At 42.6% G+C, this 16,338-nt stretch carries 20 protein-coding genes; 6 read left to right on the top strand and 14 right to left on the bottom strand.

The features are described 5' to 3' along the window. Positions 1–54: 54 nt before the first annotated feature. Entirely contained in the window at positions 55–354 is a 300-nt protein-coding gene (locus ACZ5O6_RS04750) for a Rieske (2Fe-2S) protein (RefSeq protein WP_447090679.1), read from the bottom strand. Between the two features lie 161 nt (positions 355–515). Here ACZ5O6_RS04750 and pabB point away from each other — a divergent pair, with 161 nt between their 5' ends. Then, complete coding sequence (pabB, locus tag ACZ5O6_RS04745) at positions 516–2,024, top strand: aminodeoxychorismate synthase component I (RefSeq protein ID WP_447090678.1); 1,509 nt, start codon at positions 516–518, stop codon at positions 2,022–2,024. Positions 2,025–2,093: 69 nt separating this feature from the next. Here pabB and thrH read toward each other — a convergent pair whose 3' ends face one another. Continuing rightward, a complete protein-coding gene (gene thrH / locus ACZ5O6_RS04740) occupies positions 2,094–2,687 on the bottom strand; it encodes a bifunctional phosphoserine phosphatase/homoserine phosphotransferase ThrH (RefSeq protein ID WP_447090677.1) in 594 nt (197 codons plus the stop codon). A 145-nt stretch (positions 2,688–2,832) separates the two neighbouring features. Here thrH and ACZ5O6_RS04735 point away from each other — a divergent pair, with 145 nt between their 5' ends. Beyond that, entirely contained in the window at positions 2,833–3,120 is a 288-nt protein-coding gene (locus ACZ5O6_RS04735; RefSeq protein WP_447090676.1) for a hypothetical protein, read from the top strand. A gap of 74 nt (positions 3,121–3,194) precedes the next feature. Here ACZ5O6_RS04735 and ACZ5O6_RS04730 read toward each other — a convergent pair whose 3' ends face one another. Both ACZ5O6_RS04730 and cysB read right to left on the bottom strand, forming a co-directional pair. Next, positions 3,195–3,671 (bottom strand): hypothetical protein, encoded by a 477-nt coding sequence (locus ACZ5O6_RS04730; RefSeq protein WP_447090675.1) that lies wholly within the window; start codon positions 3,669–3,671, stop codon positions 3,195–3,197. Positions 3,672–3,822: 151 nt separating this feature from the next. Further along, positions 3,823–4,797: an HTH-type transcriptional regulator CysB gene (gene cysB / locus ACZ5O6_RS04725; protein ID WP_447090674.1), complete on the bottom strand. Its 975-nt coding sequence runs from the start codon at positions 4,795–4,797 to the stop codon at positions 3,823–3,825. A gap of 216 nt (positions 4,798–5,013) precedes the next feature. Between cysB and ACZ5O6_RS04720 the strand changes: the two genes are divergently transcribed. Beyond that, positions 5,014–5,799, top strand: coding sequence for a sulfite exporter TauE/SafE family protein (locus ACZ5O6_RS04720; protein WP_447090673.1), 786 nt, complete (start codon positions 5,014–5,016; stop codon positions 5,797–5,799). 18 nt (positions 5,800–5,817) lie between these two features. Here ACZ5O6_RS04720 and ACZ5O6_RS04715 read toward each other — a convergent pair whose 3' ends face one another. From ACZ5O6_RS04715 to ACZ5O6_RS04685, 7 genes are all read right to left on the bottom strand, one after another. Beyond that, the gene (locus tag ACZ5O6_RS04715; protein WP_447090672.1) at positions 5,818–6,339 is read right to left on the bottom strand and encodes a universal stress protein; all 522 of its coding nucleotides are present in this window, start codon (positions 6,337–6,339) and stop codon (positions 5,818–5,820) included. Positions 6,340–6,530: 191 nt separating this feature from the next. Next, positions 6,531–7,433, bottom strand: a complete 903-nt coding sequence (locus ACZ5O6_RS04710; protein ID WP_447090671.1) for a 5'-nucleotidase — start codon at positions 7,431–7,433, stop codon at positions 6,531–6,533. A gap of 20 nt (positions 7,434–7,453) precedes the next feature. Continuing rightward, positions 7,454–7,786 carry a preprotein translocase subunit YajC gene (yajC, locus tag ACZ5O6_RS04705; protein WP_447090670.1) on the bottom strand — a complete coding sequence of 111 codons (333 nt, stop codon included), beginning with the start codon at positions 7,784–7,786 and terminating at the stop codon, positions 7,454–7,456. A 178-nt stretch (positions 7,787–7,964) separates the two neighbouring features. Further along, entirely contained in the window at positions 7,965–8,423 is a 459-nt protein-coding gene (locus ACZ5O6_RS04700) for a helix-turn-helix domain-containing protein (protein WP_447090669.1), read from the bottom strand. Between the two features lie 332 nt (positions 8,424–8,755). Beyond that, positions 8,756–9,235 (bottom strand): thioredoxin-dependent thiol peroxidase, encoded by a 480-nt coding sequence (gene bcp / locus ACZ5O6_RS04695; protein ID WP_447090668.1) that lies wholly within the window; start codon positions 9,233–9,235, stop codon positions 8,756–8,758. Between the two features lie 177 nt (positions 9,236–9,412). Beyond that, a complete protein-coding gene (locus ACZ5O6_RS04690) occupies positions 9,413–10,393 on the bottom strand; it encodes a malate dehydrogenase (protein WP_447090667.1) in 981 nt (326 codons plus the stop codon). Positions 10,394–10,518: 125 nt separating this feature from the next. After that, entirely contained in the window at positions 10,519–11,115 is a 597-nt protein-coding gene (locus ACZ5O6_RS04685; RefSeq protein ID WP_447090666.1) for a dUTP diphosphatase, read from the bottom strand. A gap of 244 nt (positions 11,116–11,359) precedes the next feature. On the opposite strand from ACZ5O6_RS04685, the gene ACZ5O6_RS04680 reads away from it, so the two are divergent. Continuing rightward, a complete protein-coding gene (locus ACZ5O6_RS04680) occupies positions 11,360–11,875 on the top strand; it encodes a phosphatase PAP2 family protein (RefSeq protein WP_447090665.1) in 516 nt (171 codons plus the stop codon). A gap of 12 nt (positions 11,876–11,887) precedes the next feature. Next, complete coding sequence (locus tag ACZ5O6_RS04675) at positions 11,888–12,943, top strand: MJ1255/VC2487 family glycosyltransferase (RefSeq protein WP_447090664.1); 1,056 nt, start codon at positions 11,888–11,890, stop codon at positions 12,941–12,943. A 4-nt stretch (positions 12,944–12,947) separates the two neighbouring features. Here ACZ5O6_RS04675 and ACZ5O6_RS04670 read toward each other — a convergent pair whose 3' ends face one another. The 3 genes from ACZ5O6_RS04670 to ACZ5O6_RS04660 all read right to left on the bottom strand — a co-directional run bounded on the left by ACZ5O6_RS04670 (position 12,948) and on the right by ACZ5O6_RS04660 (position 15,253). Beyond that, complete coding sequence (locus tag ACZ5O6_RS04670; RefSeq protein ID WP_447090663.1) at positions 12,948–13,739, bottom strand: TatD family hydrolase; 792 nt, start codon at positions 13,737–13,739, stop codon at positions 12,948–12,950. Positions 13,740–13,789: 50 nt separating this feature from the next. Then, a complete protein-coding gene (locus ACZ5O6_RS04665) occupies positions 13,790–14,146 on the bottom strand; it encodes a PilZ domain-containing protein (protein ID WP_447090662.1) in 357 nt (118 codons plus the stop codon). A 63-nt stretch (positions 14,147–14,209) separates the two neighbouring features. Continuing rightward, the gene (locus tag ACZ5O6_RS04660) at positions 14,210–15,253 is read right to left on the bottom strand and encodes a DNA polymerase III subunit delta' (protein WP_447090661.1); all 1,044 of its coding nucleotides are present in this window, start codon (positions 15,251–15,253) and stop codon (positions 14,210–14,212) included. 277 nt (positions 15,254–15,530) lie between these two features. Here ACZ5O6_RS04660 and ACZ5O6_RS04655 point away from each other — a divergent pair, with 277 nt between their 5' ends. Further along, complete coding sequence (locus tag ACZ5O6_RS04655) at positions 15,531–16,238, top strand: pseudouridine synthase (RefSeq protein WP_447090660.1); 708 nt, start codon at positions 15,531–15,533, stop codon at positions 16,236–16,238. The last annotated feature ends 100 nt before the right edge of the window (positions 16,239–16,338 follow it).

Below are 16,338 nucleotides of genomic sequence, written 5' to 3'. Positions count from 1 at the left end.
TAATCACGAGGATTAATTGGGGGCACTCGCCTAGTTATTACTGCACAAGCGCTGTTATAAACTTACACCCAGTTGATTACCTTCATACACGATAGGCAAAAATTGCAACGTTTGGCTACAGCCATCGTTTGTTTTTCCCGTGAGCAGATCGAATGACATCCCATGTAAAGGGCAACGAAGCTGACCTTGAGACAGCGTCGCTTGAGATAATGGTACTTGCTGGTGAGGGCAGTGATTATTAATAAGATAACACCGCCCACTATCTTGAACCAACAACAATGAACGGCCAGCAACTTGATAGGCACGTTGATAACCATCGTATAAATTGATTAATCGCTCAAGTGGGTAGAACATGCACGCCCTCTAGAAGTTCAAACATTGTTATTATTACAAGCCTTATATCGATGCAGCACATCTAATGTAATGCTCGCTCTTTCAATGCGTTAAGCATTATTTTGGTATTATCTTACCAATGATAACGGTAAACTATTCGTCTATTTTTTAAGCCTTATGTTATGTCGACACACTACCATATTCGCAGCATCCCTTACTATCCTAGTAGCGAAACACTATTCAGCGCTATTCGGCATTTACCCTTTGCCTGCTGGCTCGACAGCGGTAAGCCTGATAGCACATCAGGACGCTATGACATTCTCACCGCACAGCCCACTCGCCGCTGGGTAACACAAGATAACAACACGGCCATTACCGATTATCAATATCGGGTTAGTATTGACGCTAGCAAGAACAAAACCGCCGATATTCATTGTACTAAAAACACCCAAACCTCGGATAAAAGCCCTCTATCATTGCTTAAACAAGCCTGTGAGGTGCTAGTCACGCGATATAAAAACATCACATTACCAACACCAGAGCTTCCCTTTACTGGCGGCATTGTATCTTATATTTCCTATACCGTAGGCCGACAGCAATTAGAGATTCCGCTGTCTTCTAGCAATGATTGTGATATACCAGACATGGTTGCAGGTTTGTATACTTGGGCCATTATTCAAGATCACCACGAAGCAAAAAGTTATGTAGTGGCACTTCCTGAATGCGAGCTCACATTAATAGACTATGTTGAGCAATGCTTATCAAATCAATCAGACATAAGCACAAAAAAGACTTTTTCCATTGGTGAGCTGTCGTCAAACATCAGTCAAGACGAATACCATAGCAAAATGGCTATCATTGACGATTACATTCGCGCGGGAGACTGTTATCAAGTCAACTTTGCTCAACGGTTTAGCGCGCCCTATCAAGGCGATCCATTCGACGCCTATTTATCGCTACGTAGAGCAATGTCATCCCCATTTTCTGCCTTTATCACTGTAGATGATACAACGGGGATTGCACCACACACTTCACCACAAGCGATTCTCAGCTTTTCTCCTGAGCGGTTTTTAAGAGTTCGAAATCAACACGTTCTTACACAACCCATCAAGGGCACAATCGCCAGAGATAGTGACCCTAGCAACGATCAAGCAAACGCATTACATTTACAAAAAAGCCAAAAAAACCGGGCAGAAAATGTGATGATCGTCGACCTATTGCGCAATGACTTGGGGAAAAGTTGTGTACCGGGCAGTATCCATGTACCCGCACTATTCGCGCTAGAAAGCTTTCCTAACGTACATCATTTAGTCAGCAATGTTGAAGGCACACTACAACAACACGTGAGTGCTGTTGATTTATTCGATGGATGCTTTCCTGGCGGCTCGATTACCGGTGCGCCAAAAAAGCGAGCAATGGAAATTATCGAAGAACTAGAAGACAGCCAACGCTCTATTTATTGCGGTAGTATCGCTTACTTTACAAGTTGGGGAGACATGGACAGCAGTATCACCATTCGCACTATTGCCTGTGACGGGCACGATGTTTATTGCTGGGGTGGCGGTGGTATTGTGGCTGATTCGAATGCTGAAGAGGAATACCAAGAAAGCTTGACTAAAATTGGAAAAATTCTACGAGCATTAAACACGTTCCATCAGAATCCAATAACAGACTCAACAAATACCAACTAACTAAAAATGGCTCTTCACGCGACGCTTTTTATCATCGTAACGCATCAAAAAGCCTTATTAAGACCCGTATCATTCAAACAGTTTTTGCAAAAGCTGGTCGTAACTCATCGCTCTCATAAACTGTGGATATTCTGCGGCAATGCTATCCGGTGAGTGAAATAATACTCCCCTATCCGCTTGCTCAAGCATAGTGATGTCATTATAAGAATCACCCGCTGCACGCACGGTATAATTTAATGATTGCAGTGCTATTACTGACTTTCTCTTAGGGTCTGTTTGTCGTAAATGATAGCCGGTGATCATACTATTTTTATCAATCGCTAAACGATGACAAAGCAAGGTCGGGGATCCTAGCTGTAGCATTAATGGTTGAGCAAACTCGTAAAAGGTATCTGATAAAATCACGACCTGAGCACGGGCACGTAATTGTTCTAAAAATTGAACCGCGCCATCTAAAGGGGTCAATGAGGCAATCACTGTTTGAATGCGATCAACCGTCAATTTATGTTGTCGCAAGATTTCGATACGCTGCTGCATTAACACATCATAGTCTGAAATATCTCGTGTTGTGGCGCGCAGCTCATCAATCCCTGTCACTTTAGCAAATTCGACCCAAATTTCAGGAACCAATACCCCTTCTAAATCCAAACAAACAATATCCAACAGATTCTCCTATATTGAGCACCGGCACTCATACTAGCGATGCTTCTCTTATTCGGTATTTTTCTATTATTATAAGGGGAAAGTCTTTTGTGCTGACCAATGATTTTGGTATTCTACGCGCCATTAATCGAATGGAACACATAAAATGAGCGTAAAAAAGATCACCTTCGTTAAAAAAGTCTTTGCCGATGGCTCGCCCTGTAAAAAGTGCGGTGAAGTAATCGAGAAGATGGAAGCCGCCAATCAACTGCGTTTTATTGACAAGATTGTTGTGGCAGATGAAGCAAATGCGAGCAGCGAAGGTATGTTACTCGCTCAGCAATATGATGTCAGTAAGGCACCATTTTTTCTTGTTGAAGATGATCAGGGAAACACTACGGTTTATACTATTTATTTTAAACTGGTAAAAGACGTACTCAACAACCTTACTTAGCTACGGCAAGTTAACCACGGCCTGCGGCGTAAAGGTCATCATCTCGTCACCGGCCACATGAAATCGATCAGCGCTTATGGTTGCGTAGTCTTTGTCGGTTTCCACGTTGAAATAACTTTAGTCGCCTCCTCCACCTCACAGATCACCTTAATGTATTTAGCCTCTTGCCCTACAGGCGGTATAGTCTCGTAGTCTAAAAACACTTTATATTGTTCATTGTGGGGTAAATAGCGGCTTTCAATATGATTAATCGACCAACTCTTACGCGCCGTTTCTTTTTCCTGTAATGCTCGCTCACATATCTCTATAGCCTCTCCCATAGAGGCAACATAGCCTGCGCGAGATTTAAACTCAGGCAGCGGCTCTAAGTGAGCATACTTTTCGGCATCTTCAGCTTCTTTGCGCAACGCTTCAAGCGCTTGCTGTTCAGCGGCAATCTCTTCTGCCGTTGGCTGAAAGATATATCCTAAAAAATATAAACCCGCGAGTATTGAGGTATTAATCAAAAGAAGAAAAGAAAGGATATAAATAATGATGGATTTACGCGACATACTACTTCCCAACACAGCCCGATTAACTGCTATAAGTGTAGCCAAGCCCGTTCGTTTTGCACTGCATTTTTTGCAAAAAATGCTTTCTCACACATAAAAAAACCTCAGCATTACCGAATAATACTGAGGTTAGCGACTGTATAAGAATAATTTAGTAAACCGGCAGCCTTACATGCTGGAATAATTCATCTAATTCTAGACGTGAAGAACAACTATAAGCTTCTTCAACCATAGTACGGGTGAGATGTGGCGCAAAATTTTCCATAAACTCGTACATAAACCCACGGATAAATGTTCCTCGGCGGAAACCAATCTTGGTAATACTAGGCCTAAACAAATGCCCCGCATCAAGACAAACTAAATCGCTATCCAGCTCTTCATCATGTGCCATACTCGCAATAATACCCACGCCAAGACCAAGACGAACATAGGTTTTGATCACATCAGCATCTGCCGCTGTAAATACAATTTTAGGCGCCAGACCACGCTCCATAAAGGCTTCATCCAGTTTGGAACGCCCCGTAAAACCAAAGACATAAGTCACAATAGGGTGCTTCGCCACCTCTTCTAATGTCAACTCTGATACTTGGCACAAGGGGTGATCTTTAGGTACGACAATACTGCGGTTCCATTGATAACAAGGCATCATCACTAAATCACTAAACAGCTCCATGGCTTCTGTCGCTATCGCAAAATCGACCGAACCGCTGGCCGCCATTTCAGAAATTTGCATTGGCGTACCTTGGTTCATATGCAATGAGACATCAGGGTACTGATCAATAAAGCCTTTGATAATTTTCGGCAGCATATAACGTGCTTGAGTATGCGTTGTCGCCAACGACAAACTGCCCTTTTTATCATTACTAAATTCTTGCGCAACTTGCTTAATGCTTTCGACTTTGCGCAGAATTTCTCCCGTGGTCTGAAGTATCGCCTCGCCCGCAGGCGTAATACGTGTCAGATGCTTACCGCTACGCGAAAATATCTCCACGCCCAACTCATCTTCCAGCAAACGGATTTGCTTACTGATGCCCGGCTGCGAGGTGTATAAGCTCTGAGCTGTAGCTGATACATTGAGGTCGTGATGTGCGACCTCCCATATATAGCGTAATTGCTGAAGCTTCATAGATCTTCTCCACTAGTATCGGACGTTATAAAAATAGAAGTAAATATTCTTATCCAGAATAGTTCGAATTCGGTATATTTGCCAACGAATTTTATGATTTAATTATGACGAGTGTTCTTATCTATAACTTTAGACTATATCGTTAGTAATAGGAATAGTGAATAAGCAACAGAATAAGTCGTGCTTTAGGCACATAACAAAAAGATTGTACTGTCGATGGAAACTATTTTCTTACTATATATTGCTGCAGGTGCAGTTGTTGGTCTTGCCGTAGGTATTACGGGGGTTGGCGGAGGCTCACTAATGACACCGCTACTCCTCTTATTTGGCTTCCCCCCGAATGTGGCAATCGGCACTGATCTGTTATATGCCGCTATTACAAAATCTGGCGGGATCATTTCTCATCAGAAACAGAAAAATATCGACTGGGGTTTAGTGGCTCGCTTAGCTTCAGGCAGTGTCCCTGCCGCCATTGTCACTTCCCTTGCCTTACACTTTTTATTCGACGGTGCTGACGATTACACGCATATTCTTACCTTATCATTAGGAATCATGCTGGTATTTACTTCTTGCGTACTATTTTTCCGCCAACATCTGAAAGTAGACAGTCTGTCAAACAATCGCTTTTTAGTGTTCGCTCACCGACATACAAAACCATTCACTATCGCTATGGGTGTTATGTTAGGGGTATTTGTTACTTTATCATCCGTGGGTGCGGGCGCTATAGGTGCTGCGATATTAATGACACTATATCCGTATTTACCTGCGCGTAAAGTCGTCGGAGTTGATATTGCGCATGCGGTGCCACTCACCTTTATTGCGGGCTTTGCCCATCTATTATTAGGTAATGTAGATTTTGTTTTATTGGCTAGCTTACTGATTGGATCAATGCCTGCGGTATTTTTAGGCGCACGCTTGAGCACAAAAATACCGAATAATTTGCTACAACCCATTTTGGCATCGTTGTTACTCATATTAGGCATCAAATTCGTATTTTTTTAATACCTAGCAAGAATAGAACTACAACCGAGCTTCAGGGCCCGCATATTTTTTTTGCTGCCACAGCATTTGTGGCTGTGGGATGAGATAGACAGGCCACTTTGAATGAGACAACACTTTTTGCGGAACACGGCCTAAATTACCATCATGTGTTTCTGAAGAGTGGCTACCAAGTACTAAAACATCTGCATTAATTTCACTGGCAGTGCCTAAAATAACATCCACTGGCGAGCCAGGTTTAACGATCACCCCTTCTAGACGAGGCAGTTCTATCCCCCCGCTCATAAATTCGTCTGTCAAAATATCAATCACTTGTGTGCGTATTTGCTCGACCACCGAATCCATGCCCGTTGTTGTTAATTGTTTTTTAGTTTCAGGCTTCAGGTAAGTATTTAATAAAGCATGACCTAATGTCCCTAAAGGCTCAACCGCATGTACAACAACCATACTAGCGCGGTACTGGCTTGATAAGCTGGCGGCATACTGTAGCAAATGAGGGGTGTAGACACCTAAGTCTACTGCAAGTAAGATTTTTTTTATCACTGATTAACTACCACTACCATAACAACCATCATCCACTGATTATTTGATAGCCAAATTGCATTTGGCAAACATTAGCGACAAGCTATTGTGTATTAAAGGATAGCAGTAAGCAGGAAGAAAGCTGCCTATTTAATAGACAGTTTGGGAATAGAAGGTGACTTCTCTATGCTCAAGATAAGTCACAGACTTTATTATTCATTAGCGATGCCGTGAGGAACATGACCGGTTGCCACCACATGCTCTTTTGCCGATTCGCAATGTAGAGCTTGATCATCAAAGAAAACATCGGCGCCATAGGCTTTAAGGAAGTCACCTTTTGATAAACCACCTAAAAATAGGGATTCATCAATGCGGATTTTCCATGCTCTTAACGTACGTATTACACGTTCGTGAGCCGGTGCAGAGCGAGCCGTCACCAAAGCAGTTCTTATTGGGCAATCACCTTCGGTAAACTCTGATTGTAGTTGCTGTAACGCTGACAGAAAGTCTTTAAATGGCCCCCCCGTTAATGGGGTTTTGGCGGCTGCTTGCTCTTTTTGAGTAAAAGCCTCTAAGCCTTCTTTTTTGTAAACACGCTCGGCTTCGTCAGAAAATATAACCGCGTCGCCATCAAAAGCAAAGCGTAGTTGAGAGGCTTTATTCGTCTCTTTACCTGCAGGAAGTAATGTCGCAGCCGCAATGCCATTATCTAATGCATGCCTCACATCCTCGCCATCAGTGGATAGAAATAAATGACAGCCAAAGGCGCCAATATAGCGATAAGGGCTCTCTCCGCCAGAAAATGCGGCACGCGAGATATTGAGTTTATAATGCTGGATGGAATTAAACACTCTCAAGCCCGTATCGGCACTATTTCTTGAGAGCAAAATAATTTCAACCCTTGGGTGCCCATCACCCAAGGTATTAAGTGCCAGTAGTTTTTCCACAAGAGGAAAGGCACTACCGGGTTTTAAGACCTCATTCTCTCGCTGAATTTGATATTCAGAATAAGCTTTCAACCCATCGTTCACATATACTTGATGGCTATCATCAAGATTGAAAAGTGCACGGGAAGATATCGCAATAACTAACTTTTTATCAAACTCTTTAGGCATAAGTTATATAGTACAGACTATTATATTGCCTTAATCGTGCCTTTAGGCAGCACAGCATGCAATGATACTTTTTGAAAGGTCATCTCAATGTTGTTAGAAACATTTAACACCATGTAATCGCCTTCCACCTTGGTTACTTTGCCTATAATTCCACCGGTTGTTAAAACTTCATCACCTTTTGAAACCCCTTCAATTAATGACTGATGCTCTTTCTGACGCTTACGCTGAGGGCGAATAATCATGAAATACATTAAAATAAACATGCCTGCGATAAGCAGTAAACCGGTGAAATCACCACCTAAAGCCGGTGCTGGTGCCGATTGTGCGTGAGCCGAAGAAATAAAGAATGACATACCTAACCTCTTATTATCATTAATAAAATTTAGTCGATACTCTACCGACTTTAGCAGTCAGAGGCAATGATACAGGGGAATTTAATAAGGCGAAAAAACGAGCTTAATTCATTAAGCTCATTATGATAGGAAAGTACAGTAGCAAGAACTCAATCCGCTCTCCGTGACGAGGGATGGATTATACATAGTCTCGGTATAATCTACGGAATACGCTCGGAGACAAGCCAGATAAGCGTTTAAAAGCATTGGTAAAGCTGGTTCTATCAGAAAAATCTAAGTACTTGGACGTTTGCTCCACACTCATTTTTTCGATCAATAAACAACGTATTGCGTGATTAAACCTCACACGATCTCTTAAGCCGGCGTAGTGCACCATCTGAGCCTTCAAACGACGCTGCAGCGTACGCTTCGACATGCCCATGCTACGAGACACCGCATTGATGCCTAATGACTCTTGACCGATACGTCGCTGTAAGGTCTCTAGAACCTGTCCTGCAGTTCCGTGCATAACGGGAACCCGTGCCTGTCCCCTAAACCGTTCCAAATCTTGATAACCGGAATCCAGTGCATTTTCACGCGCACGAGCATAAACGGGTTGAGGGGTTGGCGTCTGGGCAATAGTTGCAGCTGGCATCATAAAAAACTCCTTTACTTTCGATCAATCAGAACATTGTTGTCACATCGCCTGCGCTACTGAGTCATATCTGCTCAAAAGCATTTAATAAGTTGTTGTTCAGGCATGAGATAGACAACTATGCAAACTACTCCTCTTTGATTATAAGTATGTGTTGTCAAATAAACAGGTAAAAGCACACACACCGGAAAGCAACTTTTTGCCAAAAACTGATTATTTTCGACAAAAAAGATGATTTAGGTGACAAAAAGATTATTTTGATGCCTTTTATATATCTTTTTTATCACCCAGAATAAACACGACCATTATTTACAGAATAAAAGAGTCTAGGGGAATTAACCCTTCAAGTGCTCATCTAAGCACTCTATGAGCACGTCGTGGTGGTTACTGGTCTTAAACTTATCCATAATATGCGCAAGCCGCCCTTCTTTATTGATGATAAAGGTCGTGCGGACAATACCCATAAACTCTTTTCCCATAAATTTCTTTAACGCCCACACACCATACTTCTCCGCAATCGCATGATCTTCATCACTCAAAAGATCAAAGTTCAGCGATTGCTTATCAATGAACTTTTGCAATTTCGTCTCAGGGTCAGGGCTCACACCAAACACAACAGTATCTCGTTGATCTAGCGCTTTCTGAGTATCGCGTATACCACAAGCCTGTACGGTACAGCCCGGAGTCGATGCCTTTGGGTAAAAATACAACACAACGTTTTTCTTACCTGAAAAGTCTTTTAATGACACCTTTTCGCCTTTTTGGTTAGTGAGTGTAAATGCAGGAGCTTTATTGCCTATTTTAGGGTGACTCATTTTCTATTCCTCTTATGATAGCCTTGGATGATTACAGTGTCTTTCTATACGTCATTGGGCGTACTTACGCTCTTTTTACCCACAACTGCACAGCAATAACGTCTAATGAATAAATAGTGGGCAATAAAAAACGCGAGACCAGCTCGCGTTTTTTATAATTTTGCTAATAACTAGTCACTAGGGTAGTAAGTGAGCAACAGCATCACGCTCTTGAGCAAGCTCTTGCTCTGTCGCTTTCATTTTTTCTTTTGAGAAGTCATTCAATTCTACACCCTGAACAATTTCCCAGTCGCCGTTTTTACAAACACAAGGGAATGAGTAAATAAGCCCTTCTTGAATGCCATAGCTACCATCGCTATAAACACCCATGCTTGTCCAATCGCCTTCTTGTGTACCCAAAGCCCAATCACGGATATGGAAAATAGCGGCATTAGCGGCAGATGCTGCACTTGATGCGCCACGCGCTTCAATAATTGCTGCACCACGCTGTTGCACGGTAGGGATAAAGTCACCCTCATACCACGCTTGATCAATCAAGCTCATCGCCGACTTTCCTTCAACCTGCGTATGGTGAATATCTGGGTACTGTGTTGACGAGTGGTTACCCCAAATAGTTAGTTGGGTAATATCATTAATGCTAGTGCCGGTTTTTTGGGCAAGTTGTGTCAAGGCACGGTTATGATCAAGACGCGTCATTGCTGTGAAATTACGAGGATCAAGATCAGGCGCGTTACGCTGTGCAATCAACGCATTAGTGTTTGCAGGGTTGCCCACAACAAGTACCTTAATATCACGCGAAGCAACCTCATTCATGGCTTTACCTTGAGCAGAAAAAATAGCCGCATTCGCTTCTAGTAAATCTTTACGCTCCATACCTGGACCACGTGGACGAGCGCCCACTAGTAATGCATAGTCTGTATCTTTGAATGCCACTGTAGCATCATCTGTTGTCACCATACCCGCCAATAGCGGAAATGCACAGTCATCCAACTCCATCGCCACACCTTTTAAAGCGTTAAGCGCTGGTGTAATTTCTAGCATTTGCAAAATAACAGGTTGGTCTTTACCCAACATTTCACCGGCTGCAATGCGAAACAATAAAGAATAACTAATTTGGCCAGCAGCGCCAGTTACGGTAACTCTAACGGGTGATTTCACTCTTTTTCTCCATAATTAATATTGGGTAAGTAACATCTGAATAATGAAGCATCATTATAAAGTGTTTTAATGTAATTTCATCTAGTCTAGACGAACTATTCAGTCACGCCATTTATCCTCGTGCCTTAGTTACACAGGGACTGATAACGTTGTGATAATTCGCGATACAGCACTTCTTTGAAGTCCGGTGACGAGGCATCAATCGTTTGTACAATATCCACTAGGTGTTCGTTGTCTTCTTGACCACCCCATAGCTTTTGATAACTGCCATCTTTATATCCATGATCTTGTCGAAATAAATTGAGAACATTTTTGCCGACATATCCGGTATATAACGCATCGAATGACATTGACGTCGCTTGCATTAGGCCCGCGAACGATTCAACCGAGAAATGTTGCGTCGTTAAGGTTTTACCCGCAAAGACTTCGACTGCACTATGAAAATCTACATCGCCAACTTTCGCTAATGCAGACTCTAGCTCACCAGCAATATCTTCAGCAGAAACGGTCTTCACCAGCAACATACTTAATCCAAAATGCCAAACATCAATCACCTCTAACTTAACCTGTTCTATATCTGGCGATTGTTTTTTCCACCATTTCCATCCGTAGTGATCCATCAATTCAGCGCACTCAATCCAAATTGCTCGATACCACTCAAACCCCTGCTCGCGCCAATCAGAATGCACTTTGGTGTTCATAGCATCCTGTAAATCTAACATTACTTGAATCTGTGTCCGCACCGTTGGTATACCTCGCTGTTATCTTAAGCCGTGAGCTTACTGGTGAATACTCTAATATTTACTAATTTTATCACGCTTACCCATCGAAATGTTGCTTCAAAATCACAGCCTGACTCAAACGTTCACGTGAAAGCACCAATGTCATATTGCTGTCATGATATGGCTTTATGGTCACCGCATGATTTTATTCATTCCTGCCGAGCACACAAATGAGGCCAGAAGAATGCGTTTATTACAATACATACACCATGTAGATTTATACACTTTCGACTGGTGTTTAAAACGTAAACATCATCGGCGTATTGTATCCATCAGTCGATGGGTTTCTCGTACCGCAGATGGTTATCTGTATGCTTTTGCAACAATAATGGCTGCTTACTTTTATCGCTGGGATATTGTCAAAATATTAGCCATTACTTTTAGTGTGGAACGTCTCTGCTATTTTTTTCTTAAAAATAAACTAAAGCGTAATCGTCCACCCCAAGTCATACCCGGCTACCAAAGCATCATAAAGCCGGCGGACCAATTCAGTTTTCCTTCCGGCCATACCTCTGCGGCTTTTTTAGTAGGGACTATTGGTGTTACCTATGACCCTATTTACTGGTTACTGCTTTTATTATGGGCACCACTGGTCGGTATATCTCGTGTGATGCTAGGTGTTCACTTCCCAACCGATATTGTCGCTGGCAGCATACTAGGTATTTCTATTGCTCAAATTTGTTTATATTGTATTGCGTAAAAAGAGTTATTAATGAAAATACTATATGGTGTACAAGGCACAGGGAATGGCCACTTATCACGCGCACGCGCAATGAATAAAGCGCTTAAACAATACAAAAATATTAACGTTGATTATTTATTCAGTGGTCGTCAGCGTGAGCATTATTTTGACATGGCGCCATTTGGTGATTTCACTTGTCACTCCGGGCTCACTTTTATCACCCATGGAGGAAAAATTAGCCCTATTGCCACCCTACGTGAAAATAAACTTCGCCAATTATTTCAAGATATTAAGCAGACTAACTTGAGCCGTTACGATTTAGTCATTTCTGACTTTGAGCCTATATCTGCATGGGCAGCTAGGCGGCAGAATATCCCTTCATTAGCTATAGGCCATCAATACGCTTTTCTGCATGACATTCCCAAAAAAGGAAACAATTTACTCACCGACGCAGTGATGAAATTTTTTGCCCCCACCGAGCGGCAAATTGGTTTGCATTGGCATCATTTTAACCAACCTATTTTGCCACCCATTATCGATATAGATCACCAACCAACACTGACTATTGATAATAAAATTGTTGTTTATTTAGGTTTTGAATCTACAAAGTCGGTCATCGATCTACTGTCCTCGTTTAATCAATATGAATTTTTTATTTACGGCCCCAATATTCAACAAAAAAAATCTCAAGGACATCTTCATTTACACCCAGTAGATAGAGATGGCTTTAAGCGCGACTTGTTATCTTGCAACGGTGTTATCACCAATGCAGGCTTTGAGCTCGCAAGCGAAGCAATTAGTCTGGGCAAGAAGATATTGGTCAAACCACTACACGGCCAAATGGAGCAATTATCTAACGCCTATGCTTTAGAAAAATTATCACTAGGAATGACGATGCCACATTTAGACAAACAGGTGGTCGATGCGTGGTTAACTGATTTTTTAGGAAAGAAAGTTGTTTATCCTGATGTTCCAAAAGCACTCGCCGAGTGGATTAATAGCGGTATGCAAGAAAGCAACGACGCGCTCGCCAATAAGCTCTGGCAAGCAACACACTCCCCAGATATTCCACTGTTTGCCAACTAGCGCGTTAGGCCTTTTGTCCACCGGCTGCTTTAGGAAACAAACGATAGAAATTCTGCGTTGTCGCATCAGCCAGTTCGGCAAACGTCACTCCTTTTAGTTCAGCAATATATTCGGCCACTTCACGCACATACTGTGGCTCATTAGACTTACCACGAAACGGAACCGGTGCCAGATAAGGTGAATCGGTTTCTACCAATAAACGATCCATTGGGATTTTTTTGACAACCTCGCGCAGCTCCGTCGCATTTTTGAACGTCACAATACCGGATATAGAAATCATGTAATTCATATCAATAGCTTGCTTGGCCATATCCCAACTTTCAGTAAAGCAATGCAGTACTCCTGCCGATACCTCACTGCCATATTCTCGAATGAGATTCAGCGTATCTTCACGCGCATCGCGAGTATGTACAATAACGGGTAATTGCGCACGCTTTGCGGCTTGCAGATGTATAACAAAACTCTCTTGTTGTAAGGGTTTATCGTCTTCACTATAGTAATAATCTAAGCCCGACTCACCTAACGCCACTACTTTTGGATGCTCTGACCAGCGGATCAAATCCTCTTCTGTCGCCAGCCCTTCTTTGACGTCTAAAGGGTGAACACCTACAGACGATACAACTTGAGGATATTGCTCGGCAATATCAACAACCGCTTGACGATTATTAACACTGATACCGACACAGAGTAGTTGCTGTACTCCCCGGGCTAATGCCGCATCGATTGCAGAAGATAATTGGTTATCGTATTTTTCGAGGTTGAGGCGATCAAGATGACAGTGAGAATCGATAAGCATAAGAATTTATTAATTTAAAAAGGAGCGAGAATAAGGACGTAGCACACCCATTACATAGTATGGGTGGGGCGATCGGACTCGAGAATACCAACAAGATATTTTTCGATAGATTCAACAACATTGCTATCGCTTTCAGCAAACTGAACACCAATACCGGCTACACGATTGCCTTGGGCGCCTGAGGGCGTCAACCAAATCACCTTTCCTGAAATAGGTACTTTTTCAGCTTCATCTATCAGCGATAATAAAACAAAAACTTCATCGCCCATTTGATATTTTTTCTTAGTGGGGATAAACAAACCACCGTTTTCAACGTAAGGCATATAAGATGCATGTAATGTTGCCACATCTTTAATTGATAAAGAGAGAATACCTTGGCCGGCACCACCCAGACTAAATCCACTCATTATTTTACCCTCATACTCTTGTCACGTTATTATTTGATGTACTGATTACTCATTAGCCCAGCATCATGACCGTTGCACAATAACCTGCCAATCTAATAGCAGCTCTTCAATCAGCAGTTGCATATTCGGATTAGCTCCTTGCAATTGCTGTTGACGTAATGCCAATAGTTTATCACTAAATTTATACAGCCATTGTTGGTTTAAGTGGCGGCCACTATCCACTAAGCGCTGCATACGCTGACTAATACTCATTTCATTTTGCTGAAGCCCATCCAGTGATGGTGTCTGTGCAGTCGTAGTACATACCATACTATGAATAACTTGCAGCCACCACTCGGTTAACTGGTTGATACTTAATGGCAACCAATCCGCTGCCATACTGACATCGGAAGCGGCTGAAGAGGATGGATGAGATAATGTATCGAGCGTTCGAATAAACAAATGGAGATGTTCGATATAATCCCCGTCAACCATCTCCTTAGCCGTTAAGGGCGCACCACCGGATAAAGCCAATAATGTGCTAGCATCATCGACCTGTAAACCTTCTAACCAGCTCAAAGCTTCTTCACGATCAGGGCATGGAAGCGCAAGTAATTGGCAGCGACTACGTATGGTAGCCATCACACTGTTTAGCACGTTGCTAACGAGTATTAACACCGTATCGCCTGCAGGCTCTTCTAAACTTTTGAGTAGCGCGTTCGCCGAATTAATATTCAACTGCTCCACAGGGCCAAGTAACACTACTTTACGCCCACCTTGCTGAGCGGTATTTGCAATGAAGTTAGACAGCGAGCGAATTTGATCAATTTTAATCGCCTTGCCCTTTTCATCAGGCGCGAACACTTTTTTGTCCGGATGTGTTCCTGCTTTAATTAGCTGGCAGCTTTTGCAGTGCCCACATGCCAATTCGGCCTGAGGAGTAACACAAAGCAATGAGTCCGCAAGCGACTGGGCAAAATGCCATTTACCCACACCCTGTTGGCCTGATAACAATAACGCATGAGGTGTTTTATCTTGGGCAATCTGCTGCTGAATTCTTATCCATGCTTGCTGTTGCCATGGATAAGGCACTGGCATCGTTGATAAAGCATAAGTACTATCGCTCATTATCGGCATTTACCATTATCGGTTAACAATTATTCGGCTAGTTGTTAAATACTAAGCCGTCGTGTGGTTGCACAGTGTATAGTATTGCTCGAGTTTAGGCATGTAATAGCACCGATCAGTACTATTTATTTGCTCGCCTTATTTTCTCACCAATACGCACCTAACAATATCTAAAAGAGGCGGCGAAAAAATAGCCTCACAAACTCGCAGCGCATATAATACTATCTCTCCTCAATAGTTGCCGCACCTATTCATTACCTCATTAAGTCATCACTTTATGCCTCAACCGACTCCCTCAATAGCTACACCACCGTCACTTCTCCCTATAGAAATACTTTATGAAGATACGGATTTGTTGGTTGTTAATAAGCCTGCGGACTTACTCACCGTACCGGGGCGAGGCCCCGACAAGCAAGATTGCTTAATTAATCGTATTACCGATTATGGGCGAAGTAACGACAGCGACAATAGCCCAACAGCCCGCTGGGCAGGCGCACGTATTATTCATCGCTTAGATATGGCGACATCCGGTATTGTTATCCTTGCACTAAATCATGCGACTCAGGCTGCGATGGGTAAATTATTTTCAGAACGAAAAATAGCAAAACGCTATATAGCCACTGTGGCTGGACAAGTGACTCGCACCGAAGATATTAATTTACCACTTATCTGTGATTGGCCTAATCGACCCAAACAGAAAGTCGATCATGAACAAGGCAAACACGCAACGACCCAGATTAGTCTTGTCTCCTATAACCCAAACAATAATACTAGCCGTGTATTGTTAACACCTATTACCGGACGCTCTCACCAATTGCGTGTGCATATGCTCGCTATTGGGCACCCCATTTTAGGCGATTATTTTTACGCACCACCGGATATTAACAATCAAAGCGAGCGCCTGCTGCTTCACGCAGAGTATATTGCCTTTTTACACCCCGTCACCCAAGAGCATATCAATATTCATTGCCCCGCTACGTTCTGATTACCTTGCATACCACTGACCGAGTATATTTTCGCCCACTAATTAACCTTAGCTCTCACAATAGCCCGGTGAACTTTTAAGCGATTCCCTGTCTTATTAC

The sequence above is a fragment of the Eionea flava genome (genome assembly GCF_055393785.1).
The sequence above is the reverse complement of the archived record's forward strand: the minus strand, read 5'-3'. Positions and strand labels throughout refer to the sequence as shown.

Excerpts from the sequence above, each read along its gene's own strand:
- ACZ5O6_RS04750 (WP_447090679.1), bottom strand. The coding sequence starts at position 354 with ATGTTCTACCCACTTGAGCGATTAATCAATTTATACGATGGTTATCAA.
- pabB (WP_447090678.1), top strand. The coding sequence starts at position 516 with ATGTCGACACACTACCATATTCGCAGCATCCCTTACTATCCTAGTAGC.
- ACZ5O6_RS04735 (WP_447090676.1), top strand. The coding sequence starts at position 2,833 with ATGAGCGTAAAAAAGATCACCTTCGTTAAAAAAGTCTTTGCCGATGGC.
- ACZ5O6_RS04730 (WP_447090675.1), bottom strand. The coding sequence starts at position 3,671 with ATGTCGCGTAAATCCATCATTATTTATATCCTTTCTTTTCTTCTTTTG.
- cysB (WP_447090674.1), bottom strand. The coding sequence starts at position 4,797 with ATGAAGCTTCAGCAATTACGCTATATATGGGAGGTCGCACATCACGAC.
- ACZ5O6_RS04720 (WP_447090673.1), top strand. The coding sequence starts at position 5,014 with ATGGAAACTATTTTCTTACTATATATTGCTGCAGGTGCAGTTGTTGGT.
- ACZ5O6_RS04710 (WP_447090671.1), bottom strand. The coding sequence starts at position 7,433 with ATGCCTAAAGAGTTTGATAAAAAGTTAGTTATTGCGATATCTTCCCGT.
- yajC (WP_447090670.1), bottom strand. The coding sequence starts at position 7,786 with ATGTCATTCTTTATTTCTTCGGCTCACGCACAATCGGCACCAGCACCG.
- ACZ5O6_RS04700 (WP_447090669.1), bottom strand. The coding sequence starts at position 8,423 with ATGATGCCAGCTGCAACTATTGCCCAGACGCCAACCCCTCAACCCGTT.
- bcp (WP_447090668.1), bottom strand. The coding sequence starts at position 9,235 with ATGAGTCACCCTAAAATAGGCAATAAAGCTCCTGCATTTACACTCACT.
- ACZ5O6_RS04685 (WP_447090666.1), bottom strand. The coding sequence starts at position 11,115 with ATGTTAGATTTACAGGATGCTATGAACACCAAAGTGCATTCTGATTGG.
- ACZ5O6_RS04680 (WP_447090665.1), top strand. The coding sequence starts at position 11,360 with ATGCGTTTATTACAATACATACACCATGTAGATTTATACACTTTCGAC.
- ACZ5O6_RS04675 (WP_447090664.1), top strand. The coding sequence starts at position 11,888 with ATGAAAATACTATATGGTGTACAAGGCACAGGGAATGGCCACTTATCA.
- ACZ5O6_RS04670 (WP_447090663.1), bottom strand. The coding sequence starts at position 13,739 with ATGCTTATCGATTCTCACTGTCATCTTGATCGCCTCAACCTCGAAAAA.
- ACZ5O6_RS04665 (WP_447090662.1), bottom strand. The coding sequence starts at position 14,146 with ATGAGTGGATTTAGTCTGGGTGGTGCCGGCCAAGGTATTCTCTCTTTA.
- ACZ5O6_RS04660 (WP_447090661.1), bottom strand. The coding sequence starts at position 15,253 with ATGAGCGATAGTACTTATGCTTTATCAACGATGCCAGTGCCTTATCCA.
- ACZ5O6_RS04655 (WP_447090660.1), top strand. The coding sequence starts at position 15,531 with ATGCCTCAACCGACTCCCTCAATAGCTACACCACCGTCACTTCTCCCT.